The sequence below is a fragment of the Bythopirellula sp. genome, assembly GCF_041737835.1.
In the GTDB taxonomy this organism is placed as follows: Bacteria; Planctomycetota; Planctomycetia; order Pirellulales; family Lacipirellulaceae; genus Bythopirellula.
This window is the reverse complement of record NZ_JBGSQY010000001.1, coordinates 85,842-99,260: the sequence shown is the minus strand read 5'-3', so window position 1 is coordinate 99,260 and position 13,419 is coordinate 85,842. Positions and strand designations below refer to the sequence as shown.

Genomic DNA, 13,419 nt, shown 5'->3' with positions numbered 1-13,419 from the left:
TAAGCAAAGCCCATACCGCCATTTTACTGCATTTTTGAACGAACGGTGTGCAGGATTTGGACAACCATTAGCTGGGATTTTCGGGTTCCGTCTCCGGAGCATTTCCCGTGATGAGCCACGCCGAGCGGTCGTAAGTAAAGTAGCTCCAACCCCATTGGAAAAAGACAAGCACGCGATTGCGGAAGCTGACGATTTTCATCAAGTGAATAAACAGCCACATCAGCCATGCCAGAAAGCCTGAAAAGTGGAGATTGCCAATATCGGCCACCGCCGCGCTTCGGCCAATCGTGGCGAGGCTTCCCAAATCGCGATAGCGATAAGTCGGCGGTTGCTTCCCCGCGAGGCGAGCTTTGATAAGCTTGGCCACAAACTTGCCTTGTGAAATAGCCACTGCAGCCACGCCGGGCAACGGTTTGCCATCAGTTCCCTCGCAGTGGGCCATGTCTCCCAAGACAAAAACTCCTGGTTGACCGGGTAGCGACAAATCGGCTTGCACCTTGATCCGTCCCGCGCGATCGAGTTCCGCTCCCGAGCCTTCGGCCAACATCTTCGCCAAGGGAGAAGCCTGCACCCCCGCCGCCCATAAAACCGTGTCGGTCGCCAAGAATTCGCTGCCACTCTCTGTTTTTAACGTCACGCCGTCCGGCGAAACCTGCTCGACGGCGGTTCGCAATCGCACCGAAACCCCCAATTTGTGAAGCGACTCCAACGCCTTCGTAGAAAGTTCTGGTGGATACGCCGCCAGGACACGCTCGCCGGCTTCGATCAACACCACATTGGCTTCGGCGGGATTGATGTCGTGAAAATCCTTTTTGAGGCTATGTCTGGCAATCTCTGCCAATGCCCCCGCAAGCTCCACCCCCGTGGGCCCCGCGCCAACGACAACAAAATTTAAGAGCCGATGCCGCACGTCATGGTCATTCGTAAGTTCGGCTGCCTCAAAAGCTGAAATCAACCGCCGCCGAATTTCCGTAGCGTCTTCGATCGTCTTCAAACCAGGAGCTAACTTCTCCCACTCAGAATGACCAAAGTAACTATGCGTCGCTCCGGCGGCGACGACGAGAACGTCGTAACTCAGTTCGCGATCTTCGACCAGAACCCGCCGCTTGTTGAGGTCGATATTTTTGACCTCGCCCATCAGCACTTGGCAATTGCGTTGGCCCGACAGGATGCCGCGCAAGGGAGCGGCGATATTCGCGGGTGACAAGCCGCCCGTGGCGACTTGATACAGCAGCGGCTGAAACAGATGAAAGTTTCGGCGATCAACGAGCGTGACTTGAACGGGCGCGCGTTTCAGCCCCATGGCCACCTGAAGCCCGCCGAACCCGCCACCGATGATAACAACTCGGCGGGGCAATTCCGCAACGACTGAATGATCACTCATGCATAAACCGCTGGGCTCGAGAAATTGATCCTGTCAAACAGGCCCGAGCATAGCAGGTATTCATAATCGCCACAAAGCAAGATCGCTATTCTGGCAGTGGCTGATCTTTCGTTTCTGGGGCGAACGGTAGCGTGAACAAGGCAATCAAAAAGATCGCACACATGGTCATGGCCGCATATCGCTCCTGCAGCCCCGGCACATCACTCGCATAGAGGTCCGTGGCCAATTTGGCGGAAAAGAAACTCCCCCCCGCGGCAGCGAACCGGCCAAGGTTGTAGCAAAACGATGTCCCCGTGCTCCGCATGCTGCTGGGAAACAATTCGGGCAAATAGATCGCAAACCCAGCGAAGACCCCCAATTGAAAAAACCACATCAACGGCATCAAGACATAAGCTTGCAGGGGTGAGCTCATGACCCAATAAGTAAAGAGCGTGACCAAGAACGCGCCCGTGTACCAGATGGCAAACGCAGGCTTGCGGCCTAAGACAATGCAGGCTTTTGTCATAAACCACATCCCCACCGCGGCACCAATCATTTGCAGCGTGTAGGCCGTCGCCTTGGCGCTGTTGATAGCCTGAGGGATCTCCGCCTCGGGCATGTTCTCCTGTAAAAAATGCTCGCGGAAGACTTTTGTTTGCAAATCGATCGCGTATTCAGCGATGGCCCATAATCCAATCACACCCGCCGATGAGATCAATGCACCGACGATCAGGTTCTTGCGCCAACGGCTATCGCGCAGCAGATCGCGATACGGCGCAAAGATGTTTCCTTGCGGCAAGCGGCCTTCTGCTTTCGCCGCGAGCCAAGGCTCGGGCTCGCGCAAATACTTCATAGTGAACACCACCATCAGCGCAGGCAGCGCTCCCACCAAGAACATCCACCGCCAACCGCTACCGGCTTCAATCACTTCCTGCGTTTCTAGGCTGCTGATAATCGTCAGCACGAGACCCGCCGAAAGATTGCCCACGGTCGACAGAATCTGCAGCCAACCCAAGGCGCCCGAGCGGGCTTGATCGCTCAATGTTTCGGCGATCAAGGCCACGGCCAAGCCGAAGACCCCCCCTACCCCGAGGCCGGTTAAGAAACGTGCCAGCGCGAAATCGAAATACGTGCGGCTGAAGTAACTCATCCCCGTGCAGAAGGAATATATCAGCACGGTAATGGTGAGCATCTTGGCCCGGCCATAGCGATCGCCCAAGGCACCAAAGATCAAACCGCCGATGCCCCAACCAATCAGGAAGTAGGCCGTCACTTGCTTGCCCAGGGCTTGAACGTCGGCCCCTTCAATACCCCGTGTCAAATCGGTGAGCGCATCGACCCGCGCCAGCGAGAACAAGCGTTGATCCAAGCAATCAAAAAACCACGCCGCGCTGGCGATGATGAATACGAACCAATGATACGGCGTGAGATGGGTGTACCAACGTCGCTCGGACATGAGTCAACCTTTGATAAGCGATTCTGAAAATGCGATGAGTCGCAGCCTGCGATGCCACTACCTTACTCAGTATTCGCGTGAGAAAAAACCGCTGGAAAGCGAAAACAATGTTCTTCTCGCTGTTTTTATTCCGGCAAATCCTCAGCCGCGGGTTCGGGCAACCAGAAACACAAAATCGTACCCAGCAAATAAACGCCACCACCCACCAGACATGCAGCCAGGGCCACAGATTTTTGCGGCATGTAGGCAACAAGCGTCGTCGTCAGCAATGCTGCGGAAGTGCCAATCATGCGGCCACCGATATTGGCGGCAAAGCTTTCCCCGGTTCCCCGCAGATGAAGCGGATAAACACGCGGCAGATAGTTGCCCCAAAAGCTGAACTGGGCGACCGTCACCAACCCACAGGCAAAGATGCCCCACTGCAGCAAGTCTAAGTTTTCGCGCGCGGGAAAATAAAATACCAGCGGTATCAAAAACAATCCCGGAATTTGGAAAATCCGCAATAGCCCTCGGCGGCTTACGATTCGCACCGCCGCGAACGCGAGCAGAAACCGTCCGAGCAAACCGCCGAATTCCTGGTACGCGTTGACCTTCGAGGCCACCGTTTGCTCGATCCGTTTCTGTTCGGGCACCGGTTTGCCGGCTGTCATCTCTTTCACTTGGGGTAAGTACGCCACCATCCGCGGCGTGTGTTGCAACGCGCCAAAGGCCGCCCCATAGCTGCAGGCAAACATCAACGTCGTTACGATCGTTGTCCTGCGCAGTTGAGGTGCAAACAACTCGCGAATGCTCGGTCGCCGTAATGTGCCGGCAGCTTTCTTCGCTGCCCAAGCGGGGGATTCGGGCAGAAACGGTCGGATGACGATTAATGGCAGTGCAGGTATTACCCCCGAAATGAGAGTGTACCGCCAGGCTTCATGCCCCCCCTGGATGGCCGGCAACATCGATCCATACTGGACCGCCAAATAGTTAGCGGCCGTTACCAGAATGCCGCCCACCGAAGAAAAAGCCTGCGTGTAACCAAGTACCTGTTCACGCTGCTTGGGGTTGGGAAATAACTCGGCGAGCCAGGCCACCGCGGCGACGAACTCGACACACACGCCGATAAACGTGGTACACCGCAAGAACAACAACATTTCAATCGAAGTGGCAAACCCCGCCGCGAAGGCCGAAAACGCATAGAGCAAAATGCTATAGGTGAGCACCCGCCGCCGCCCCAACACATCGGTCAGATAACCGCCTAGGAGTCCAAACAATCCGCCGGCAATCGCCGGTATGAAAAATAGGCGGCCCACCCACATTTCAAATTCCGGGGTGCCCGGCGCGGCGTTCACCAGCTCCAGCAACATGGGCCGCACAATCAGCGGCAGCATCAGCAGTTCGTAGATATCGAAGGCAAAGCCAATCGCCGCGATCACGCAGACGAGCCATTGGACGGGGGTCAGACGCTTGCTTTCAGCCATGGGCCACCTGATACATGAGAGCCAGCCACCCGTGGGTCACCTGGCGCGAGGGAAGGTCAAAGAAGGCGGGACGAGCAATTTGCGTTTAAGATACCGATTTCAAGGTGGAGTGACAACGCAGATTGAGCAACGCAGGTTCAGCGGCATACCCGCGACAGTCAATAGCCAGGGTGCGTCAGCCCCTGGAAGAGAATCACAGATCAACTCCAGCCCTAAAAGATTATTAAGCCGATTGGGCGGGCGAAGTGTGAAGAACGATCAACTGCTCGGCGGTGAGTGGCAAGAGGGCATAGGTTTTCCCCTGATCGTCAGAGAATTCGACTTCGAACACGCCGGGGGCCGGGTTCTCCACGACAGTACCGACCTGCCCACGCACTAGTTTCTGCGCCGGCAAGTCCGCTTCCAAAGCGACAACATCCAGTAGTTCGATTTCTTCGCTCATAACTAACCTACATGATGTACGCAGTGACAAATCGGGGAAAATCTTCGTGAGGTCGAACGATCCAAGCTGTTCGAGCCATCGCGGTTCCGCTCGGCCCGGTGATACTCCATTCTATCATATATCGGTCACCATGGCCAAAGTCGGCCAAAGGACTGGCTTCCCCCAGAACGGCGGCCTCCATCAATTGCTCTCGAAATTCTTCAGCATGATCGGAATGAAGCCCGCACGCTGAGAGAAAAACTCGTGCCTTGTGCTTTCCTCGTGGATGTTCGGGATTCAGACAGTAGTCGATCAGTTTTTCTAGGTCGACGACAGCCCGCTCTCCGTTGGGAAGTTTCATGGGTTTGTTGCTATCTTCCAAGAGCTTGAGGCACTGCCGGACTTGATAAAGCTTGGTTCAGCGGCAAAGCCGCGACAGTCAATAGCCAGGGTGCGTCAGCCCCTGGAACCGATTCAACAAATAACCGCCAGCCCTGAAAGGGCGACAGTCAACTCCGCATTTTTGCCAATGGCACCCAATCGCCTGGAGCCCGTTCGTAATGCCAGAATTGCCAACCATTGGTCGCACGCCCATCCCGCAGCGCGGAGCCCGCTGCCGACGGTGTTTTGTAATTGACTCCGTTGTATCTTATTTGTCCGTCCTTGCGCAAAATGGCCTTATAGAGCTTTCCCTTATAACGGACTCGTAGCCGCATCCTCTGCCGCACATACTTGGCAAGCGGTATCGTTTCGTCATCGACAACTGGGGGAACTTTCTTCGTCACGGGCCGCTTTTTCAAGGGCATCAATGCATGCTCTTTGTCGCGATGACGAGCGCGGATATCTGCCACAAGTTTCCTTCTCAGATTCTCGGCCTTCACAAATCGCCCGCCCGTTCGGTTGCCTTCGGGTCGCAAGACTCTCAGAAGTAGCGATTCGAGCTCTTTAATTGCATTGAGATCGATCGTGATATAGAGACTAAACGAGTCCCATTTGTCTCGATGAGCGTCTTTCAAATGCTGCTTGAGCCGCGAACGCAAGTTGCTGGCCAAACCGACGTAATAAAGCTTGTCTTTGCGATAAAGCGAATAAATGCCGTGCCGATTCTTGGTGTAATCGCGGATAAGGTCTTGATACTCTTCGAGCACTGCGCGGGAAATGTTTTCGAGAAATTGACAAACGAGGGGGGTCGTACGGGCCATAGCTATTTTTTCTTCTTTGTCCAAGCTTTCTTCACGGCCAACAATGGCTCAATATTGATGGTGTCCTGCGGCCCGAACAAGTGCTGCTTATAGCTAGAAATGAATGCGAACGCTTTTGCTTCCGATCCGCGAGTGATTCGCCCGCCCATTCGTTGCTGAAGGCAAGAGCATTACTACGGTCATCGTTTCCGAATAGCGGCATAGCATTCCCCGCTAGTAAGTTTTAATCGGAGAGTCACGATCATAACGCAAAACGTGCCACGCCGCAAAGTTAGGTCATTGCTGCAACCCCTTCAGGGTTGGCGTTTGGTAGGGCGTTATTTTCCCAAGGTAGTGGCCAGGAGCCACCAACACTGGGCTGAAGGATAGAACCGCTGCGCGGTAGGTCAGGCTCCGCCTGACTCTGCGATAATCGCCTTGATGTCAGGCGGAGCTTGGCCTACATAAATGAGCCGCGGGCACCGTCGCGCAGCGAGGGTCGGCTAGCCGCGGGTTCTGGGAATTCACGCCAGCTCTTTGATTCTTGTGAATCTCCGAGGCCATGCCACCCACGATTTCTGTTGGGATGGCCTCGGCACAATCGTTCCAACCCGCACCTTTTAAGCAAACGGAACAGACGTGGCTCGCCGACGAGCAAACTGGCTGCGGTCGGCCACCGCTTAGCTTTTGTCGCGTTCTGTGACCAATACTAAAACTGAGAATTTGGTAAGGAATTCTCCACAAGGACCTTAATTCATGATCGTCATCGTTGGATTCATTATCGTTATCGCGGGTGTGCTCGGCGGCTTCTCCATGGCTGGCGGACATGCGGGAGCCTTATGGCATCCCTCGGAAATCGTCACCATCGGCGGGGCGTCGTTGGGCGCGCTGATTGTGATGTCGAGCAAGAAGACCCTCGTCGACCTCTTTAAGGGGGTCATGCAGGCCATCAAAGGTTCGCCCTTCAATCGCAAGATGTACAACGAGCTCTTCAGCTTGATGTACGATCTGATGAAAACCTCCCGCAAAGACGGCCTGCTCGCCATCGAATCGCATGTCTCGAATCCTTACGAAAGCACGATCTTCGCCAAGTATCCGTTGATTCAAAAAAATCATCACGTCTGTGAATTCGTGGCGGGTGGTTTTTCGCTGTTAGTCGAAGGCACGGTTCGCAAGGAATTGCTGCCCGAACTGTTTGACGCAGAACTTGCTGTGATTTCCGAAGAACACCATGCCCCCACGACGGCGTTAATGAAAACGGCCGACGGCTTGCCGGGCTTCGGCATCGTCGCGGCGGTGCTCGGTATCGTGATCACGATGGGTCACATCGATGGCCCCGTGGAAGAAATCGGCCACAAAGTGGGTGCGGCCCTCGTGGGAACGTTCCTGGGGATTTTGCTGTCTTACGGTTTCTTCGGACCGCTCGCCGGTCGGATGGAAGCCCTCGGGCACATGGAACTCGCTTTCTTCCGGACGATCACGACGATGATCCTCGCCTTCGCAAACGAATTGCCTCCCAAGGTGGCCATTGAAAAGGCACGCCGCAGCGTCGGGACGGAAATGCGTCCCACCCGCGAGAATATGGAAGAGTTGTTCAAACAAGTTGACGTGAGTTAACGCCACTTAGGTATTTTAAGTTTTTTGGAGATTGACCCATGGCCGGTGCCGGTGGTGGTGCATGGAAAGTGGCCTACGCGGACTTCGTGACCGCGATGATGGCTTTCTTTATGGTGATGTGGCTCACGTCGCAGAATGAAGACGTGAAGCAAGAGGTCGCGCAGTACTTTCGCGATCCGTTCGCCATTGAAACGGATGATCCCCCGAGCCGTGGCTATGGTTCGGAAAAGGATCCCCCCAAACGAGACGGCCGCTATTCACCGACCGTCCAAAAGCGCAATGAAGGTCGCGGGCAACCGGGGCGGATGCGCAACGGTTTCGCCACGGCGCAGTTCAACGATGCGCCACAGATTACGGTGCTGTTCAAGGATGGCAGCGCTGAGCTGGATCCCGAACAAATCGAACATTTGAAGCATTCGGTAAACAATTTGCTTGGCCGACGGAATCGGATTGAAATCCGCGGGCATTCGCTGCGTCGCCCACTCCCACCGGGCAGCCCTTACAAGAATCATTGGGATCTTTGCTATGCCCGTTGCACAACGGTCATGGAGTTCCTTGATGGCCTGGGAATGGATCCGGACCTGTTCCGCATTAGCCAGGCTGAGGGGAACGAACCGATTGCCGAAAGTTTGGATAAGAGCGAACTGGAGTTCAACTCCCGAGTTGACGTCCACGTGCTGCCCGAGATTGTCGACACGCAGCAGCTAGCCAGCCAACTGAGATAGCTGCAATGAAGAGTTCGGCCAATTAAACGTTGGGCCAATTAACCGACGACAATTCGCGGACGGCGTTTGGCATCGGGCTCGGCACGGCGGATCAATTCGCGAACCATCCACGGCACGTTGCCTTCGCCGAACAGCACGAAGTCCAAACTCGCGGTGAGCGGACTGCGCTCGGACCAGCCGAAATGAATCTCGGGGGGCTTACCCGATTTGGCCAGCTCGAGCGCGACCAGAGCAATCGTGTGAGCAATCGAAACACAATTCGTCAAACGAATGATAAAGCGTTCGCCTTCGCGGACCACGGCGATGATGGGGCTTTGCGTAAATTCGCTCGGATCCCCCAGCAGTGTTTCCACAAACACGATCGGGGTATCGTCTCCCAAACGATGCGCTTTGCGGATGCTGTGCTCCTTCTGCTCGATCGTGTGACGACCGGGACGATGGGGCACGAGCACGGGGAAGTCCAGATATTTCAGCGTGTCCCACAAGAGACGCGATTCATTGTCGGCAAACTCGAAGCGATCGAAACGCAGTTCCGTGCTGCGCATCACGCGCGAAATACCCGAGCCCACGACCACGGCCAAGATAAATGCGCCTGCGATGCGAATGCCGTCTGGTTTTTCGATGACGATTGCAATCGTCGTGTACAAAAAGATCGCCATCGCGACGATGTAACCCCAAGGAATTTGGGGACGGCCAGCGTATTTCGATTTCTGCCATTTATCGATCACCACGGCCACGGCTGCACTCGACATCAAGACCATCACGCCCGTGGCATAGGCTTCGCCTTGGTCCTCGACGCTGGCGTTGAAAATGATCGTGACAACCAAATTCACGCCCGTGAGTAGCAACGCCAAGGGCCGAATCGCTTCCGCCCACTTAGGGGCCATGCCGTAGCGCGGCAAATATCGCGGCAACAGATTCAAGAGCCCCGACATCGCGCTCGCACCGGCGAACCACAGGATCAATACGGTGCTCAAGTCATAGATACCGCCAAAGACTTCGCCGAACATGGGGTTGATCAAGTACTGAGATTCACCATGCGCGACATACGCCAGCGCGCGATTCGCGGCTTCACCGCCCTTTTTGAGAGCTTCGGGAGCAATCAGCGTGCAGACGACAAATGACGAGCAAAAGAGCATCGTCGACATAATCAGTGCCGCTGTGAGCAGCAGATGGCGGGCACCATGAATACGTCCCATGGGATGATGCGGATCATCATCGTCATGCCCCTTAATGAGCGGCATCACCGCTACGCCGGTTTCAAAACCGGAAAGTCCCAGGGCCAGCTTGGGAAACAAAATGAAACAGGTCGCCAGCACCGGCAGCCAGCCGACTCCTTCAAATGGAGCGTGCTTGATCTCCCACTCCCCGGCTTGCACGTGAGTCCACCAATCGGTGAGCAGTTCGCTATGAGCGAGCAGATAGACGATGCCACTGCCGATCACGATCACATTGAGCAGCAAATAAAAACCGACGAGCACGACCGCGATGCCAATCACTTCGCGAAAGCCGCGCATGAACATGCCGCCAAGCATGACTAACAAGCCGAGAGTCAAAACCATTTGGCTCTGAAACATTCCCGGTAGTTGCTGCCAGTACGGATTGTGAATCATATGCTCCGCGGCATCGGCGGCGGAAAGCGTTTTGGTAATCACGAAATCGGTCGCCGCGAAACCAAGCAAGACCAAGACGATGATCTTGCTCCACCAACCGCTGGCGAGCCGCTCAAGCATGGCGATCGAACCTTGGCCATGCGGCGATTGACCCGCCACGTAACGATAAACGGGCAGCGCACAACCAAGAGTCACGATAACGAGCAGTATGGTGGCCAGCGGTGCGAGCCGCCCCGTGGCTTCAAACGCAATCGAGGGCTGATAGCCCATCGTGCTGAAATAGTCGACGCCCGTCAGACACATCACCCACAGCCAGAACGTTTGATGCTCGGGTGTGTGCGGAGCAGGCAGCTTTCGATACGCCGAGATATGCGTCGAAGCCGCAAGTCCCATCTGGGACTCGGTGATATGCGAGTCGGATAGGGAACCACTCGCGTTCTCGTCAGAACCTGTTTCGGCCATCGCAGTACATTACCACGCCCACCGCGGGAAGACTACAGGCGGAATTACGATTCCGCGGCCTGTCCGACCAAAGCCGAACTGGCGGGCTGTTTTTTCCGCGTTCCCAAATGAAGTTTGGGAACCCACCGTTTCTTTTCTTCCTTGGGAAGTTCGAAGGCCTTACCTAACGGACTAAAGAGCAGCGAAGGCAACATCACGAGCTCTGCGATCACGCCCGCGATAAGAATGGTCAGCATCAGCCACCCGAAACGGGCCGTGGGTGTGAAGCTGCTCACGGCGAACACCGAGAGACCGAGTCCGTTGACCAAGGCTGCCTGCAGCGTCGGTGTGGCACAGCGCGAATACGCCGCGATGGTTGCGTCTCTGCGATTGCCTGTTTTTACCAGATCTTCTCGGAACCACGACAAATAGTGAATCGTGTCGTCGACGGCCACGCCAAGCGCAATACTCGCCGCCATCATTGAGCCGATATCGACGGGAATTCCCAACCATCCCATGCCGCCAAACACCACGAGAATCGGCAGAGCGTTGGGCAACATGGCCACGGCTCCGGCTCCGATCCCTTTGCAGACAAACATCATCAACGGCGTGATTGTTAGGAAGGACCAAGTTGTGCTTTCCACGAGACTATCGAGCAGCGCTTGCTGAGCTTTGTAAACAATGGGAACCACGCCGGTGTAGACGATGCTGCCTGCGGTGGCATGGTCGATTCCCTCCTTGTACGTGGGACGCAATTGCCCGAGCACGGTCACGCCCGAGCGAATGAGTTGAATCTGATCGGCCGTGTCCACATTGGCTGCGAGAACGACGCCGTCAAACTTCTTGAGTACCTGGACTTGCTTCTCGTTGAGTCGTTCGAACGGCTTTTCCAAGCGTTGCACTTTGATCCGCTTAAGCTGCAACATCGTGGCCAAATCAATAGCCTGTTGGCGTTGTGCTTCGTCGGTCCACACCAAGACGTTGCTGCCGGTGGGCATTTCGCCGTTTTGTGAAACCATGGTTCGCAGCGCAACGAGGCTTGCCTGCTGCGTTGCCAGTACGGGATCGATGGCCTCGCGCAAATGTGCTTGCAGGGCGCCATGATCGAGATCGTGAAATGCCGCGACACGCACGCTGATTCGCCACAATTCGTCATTATTGTTGTTATCCATCGCCAGATAACCGGAACGCTCAAGCTGGGCGCGATGCTCGACCATCTCTTTGCTGATCACATAGCGAACGGTGTTATTCACGAAACCGCTGCTATCGCTCCCCATATCGGGGGCAAATGTCATCGCCGACATCGTGGCACCCACAAGATCAGAGCCCTCTGCACCAAGCTTATCCTGAATGGCCTTCTGCACACGCCCCACCATCTCGAGCCGCTCGACGAAGGTAAGCGTCTTAGCCACTTGGCTGGGACGAGCGCTGGGCGACAAGTCTTCTTGACGCGATTCGGGTGGAAACCGCAACACGAGTTCCATGGGAATCAGTCGGCCCAAATTCGCTTCGAACCAGCGGTAATCCTGCAATAGCTGAGCGTCGTCCTGAAACAGTTTCAAAAGATCGATCGACGTTGTGACCCGCGGCAATCCCATGCAGAGAATAGCAATCGTCGCTAACGACCCCGTCATCACCCAACCCCAGCGGCGTTCGATACCACGAGCAACGCCACGCCACAGGCCCTTTTGATTGACGAGTGAAACCTTGTTCTTATCCTTGTCCTCGGTGAAATTGCCCTCTTTGGTCAACTCGGGTGGATGCCAAGGCCAGACCACCATGATCGCCGGCAGTACGATAAACAACACGATCAGCATCGTGAAGACAGCCAAGGCCGAGAAGTAGCCGAATTTGCCGATCGGAATGATGTCGCTCAGGCCTAAGGAGGCCAGGCCGATACCGGTTGTAATCGAGCACAAGAAAGCAGGACCAAAAGCGTGCCGACGGGCTCGATAGACGGCACCCTCAAAACCACCATCGTGAATGGCTTCGCGGTAGTAATTGATATAGTGAATTGAGCCCGAGACGGCGAGCACGTAAACCATCGCCGGCATCGACATCAGAATCGCATCCATCGACGATCCAAAAACCCACACCGCAGAGAGCGACATCACGGCGCTCAGGATGCCGCAGAAAAACACAATAAATGTCATTCGCAAGCTGCGGAGCGACCACCAAGTGAGCCCCAAGCCAAACGCACCGGAAAGTAGGGCCAGCTTCAGCAGGGTACGCTCACCTTCTTCGTCGATCGAAACATTGTCGACCGGCGGCCCTCCCAAGCGAACTTCACTGACCGTAATTCCTGCTTCGGCCAGCGCCTGGAACAAGGGCGTCGTGACGCGCTTTCTCAGATAAAGCTTACGAGTGACGGGTCGACCAATCACGTCGCGCAGACGACCGGTGGCCTGGTCGTCGAGCGTCGCGATCAAGCAGGTTTGTGACCCATTCGATCCGACAAGCGAGCCTTTCAACCGCTCGAGGGCTTCGTTGTATTTGAGTTCCGTGGGAGGACCGGTCAGTTCGTTGAGCACTTCGCGAGCGGTCGTGACGTTCTTGAAGCAATGAATCTCGCTGCCGTCAGGATTCTTGAGCGTGACGTTCAGTAAGGCCGCTTCAAGTTTGGCGATTCGTGGATCGTCTTTCTTTTCGATCTGATCCTTGTCACCGAGATTACAGCCATCCCAGCTGATAATCACAAATTGGTCGGCGACAAAGTGTTCGCGGAACCAACCGAGTTGCTTGGTTTCTTCGTAGCTCGAAGGCAGCCAGTCGGCGACGTTATTTTTATTGCCTATGACGGCGCGCAACGCACCGTAAAAAATGAAGGGCGTGATGACTATCGTTAGTAGGAGAATGAATAACGAACGTTTCATCAAAAGCCTGTCTTTCGGAGTTTTTCTTCGTGAATCGCGCCGAGTGTCAACTACAAACCATGTCCGCAAGTTGCCAAGCTGGGGTCGGAGACGAGTAGGGAACTCCCCCCCGAGGCTGGCCGTTTATCCTTAAATCCGCTTGCGTAGGGTATCCATCGACGGAATAAACCGCACAAAGCAAATTACGTTTGGGGCGGTTATCCAGACCCCACAGCCCGCAAACCTCACCTAGTTGGCAAGGTGCTGGGCGAAAGCTCTCCAAAATA

The 13,419-nt window shown here is 55.4% G+C and carries 10 protein-coding genes; 2 read left to right on the top strand and 8 right to left on the bottom strand.

Going from position 1 to position 13,419, the window contains the following annotated elements; genetic code table 11:
- Positions 1-67: 67 nt before the first annotated feature.
- The 6 genes from AC6T8Q_RS00360 to AC6T8Q_RS00335 all read right to left on the bottom strand — a co-directional run bounded on the left by AC6T8Q_RS00360 (position 68) and on the right by AC6T8Q_RS00335 (position 5,905).
- On the bottom strand, positions 68-1,384 hold the full coding sequence (locus tag AC6T8Q_RS00360) for an NAD(P)/FAD-dependent oxidoreductase (RefSeq protein ID WP_500677200.1): 1,317 nt from the start codon (positions 1,382-1,384) through the stop codon (positions 68-70).
- A gap of 85 nt (positions 1,385-1,469) precedes the next feature.
- Positions 1,470-2,819, bottom strand: coding sequence for an MFS transporter (locus tag AC6T8Q_RS00355; protein WP_500677199.1), 1,350 nt, complete (start codon positions 2,817-2,819; stop codon positions 1,470-1,472).
- A 125-nt stretch (positions 2,820-2,944) separates the two neighbouring features.
- Positions 2,945-4,282, bottom strand: a complete 1,338-nt coding sequence (locus AC6T8Q_RS00350) for an MFS transporter (protein ID WP_500677198.1) — start codon at positions 4,280-4,282, stop codon at positions 2,945-2,947.
- A gap of 223 nt (positions 4,283-4,505) precedes the next feature.
- Positions 4,506-4,724, bottom strand: coding sequence for a DUF4926 domain-containing protein (locus tag AC6T8Q_RS00345; protein WP_500677197.1), 219 nt, complete (start codon positions 4,722-4,724; stop codon positions 4,506-4,508).
- Between the two features lie 7 nt (positions 4,725-4,731).
- Positions 4,732-5,064: a DUF6883 domain-containing protein gene (locus AC6T8Q_RS00340; RefSeq protein ID WP_500677196.1), complete on the bottom strand. Its 333-nt coding sequence runs from the start codon at positions 5,062-5,064 to the stop codon at positions 4,732-4,734.
- Positions 5,065-5,212: 148 nt separating this feature from the next.
- Positions 5,213-5,905: a restriction system modified-DNA reader domain-containing protein gene (locus tag AC6T8Q_RS00335; RefSeq protein WP_500677195.1), complete on the bottom strand. Its 693-nt coding sequence runs from the start codon at positions 5,903-5,905 to the stop codon at positions 5,213-5,215.
- A 735-nt stretch (positions 5,906-6,640) separates the two neighbouring features.
- On the opposite strand from AC6T8Q_RS00335, the gene motA reads away from it, so the two are divergent.
- Together motA and AC6T8Q_RS00325 are read left to right on the top strand one after the other, a co-directional pair.
- A complete protein-coding gene (motA, locus tag AC6T8Q_RS00330; RefSeq protein ID WP_496921887.1) occupies positions 6,641-7,501 on the top strand; it encodes a flagellar motor stator protein MotA in 861 nt (286 codons plus the stop codon).
- A 38-nt stretch (positions 7,502-7,539) separates the two neighbouring features.
- Entirely contained in the window at positions 7,540-8,226 is a 687-nt protein-coding gene (locus AC6T8Q_RS00325; RefSeq protein ID WP_500677194.1) for an OmpA/MotB family protein, read from the top strand.
- Between the two features lie 38 nt (positions 8,227-8,264).
- Here AC6T8Q_RS00325 and AC6T8Q_RS00320 read toward each other — a convergent pair whose 3' ends face one another.
- Positions 8,265-10,301, bottom strand: coding sequence for an APC family permease (locus tag AC6T8Q_RS00320; protein WP_500677193.1), 2,037 nt, complete (start codon positions 10,299-10,301; stop codon positions 8,265-8,267).
- 44 nt (positions 10,302-10,345) lie between these two features.
- Positions 10,346-13,153 carry an efflux RND transporter permease subunit gene (locus tag AC6T8Q_RS00315; RefSeq protein WP_500677192.1) on the bottom strand — a complete coding sequence of 936 codons (2,808 nt, stop codon included), beginning with the start codon at positions 13,151-13,153 and terminating at the stop codon, positions 10,346-10,348.
- Between the last annotated feature and the right edge of the window lie 266 nt (positions 13,154-13,419).

Bases quoted from the DNA above. Each gene is read 5' to 3' on its own strand.
- AC6T8Q_RS00360 (WP_500677200.1), bottom strand. From the start codon at position 1,384: ATGAGTGATCATTCAGTCGTTGCGGAATTGCCCCGCCGAGTTGTTATC.
- AC6T8Q_RS00355 (WP_500677199.1), bottom strand. From the start codon at position 2,819: ATGTCCGAGCGACGTTGGTACACCCATCTCACGCCGTATCATTGGTTC.
- AC6T8Q_RS00350 (WP_500677198.1), bottom strand. From the start codon at position 4,282: ATGGCTGAAAGCAAGCGTCTGACCCCCGTCCAATGGCTCGTCTGCGTG.
- AC6T8Q_RS00345 (WP_500677197.1), bottom strand. From the start codon at position 4,724: ATGAGCGAAGAAATCGAACTACTGGATGTTGTCGCTTTGGAAGCGGAC.
- AC6T8Q_RS00340 (WP_500677196.1), bottom strand. From the start codon at position 5,064: ATGAAACTTCCCAACGGAGAGCGGGCTGTCGTCGACCTAGAAAAACTG.
- AC6T8Q_RS00335 (WP_500677195.1), bottom strand. From the start codon at position 5,905: ATGGCCCGTACGACCCCCCTCGTTTGTCAATTTCTCGAAAACATTTCC.
- motA (WP_496921887.1), top strand. From the start codon at position 6,641: ATGATCGTCATCGTTGGATTCATTATCGTTATCGCGGGTGTGCTCGGC.
- AC6T8Q_RS00325 (WP_500677194.1), top strand. From the start codon at position 7,540: ATGGCCGGTGCCGGTGGTGGTGCATGGAAAGTGGCCTACGCGGACTTC.
- AC6T8Q_RS00320 (WP_500677193.1), bottom strand. From the start codon at position 10,301: ATGGCCGAAACAGGTTCTGACGAGAACGCGAGTGGTTCCCTATCCGAC.
- AC6T8Q_RS00315 (WP_500677192.1), bottom strand. From the start codon at position 13,153: ATGAAACGTTCGTTATTCATTCTCCTACTAACGATAGTCATCACGCCC.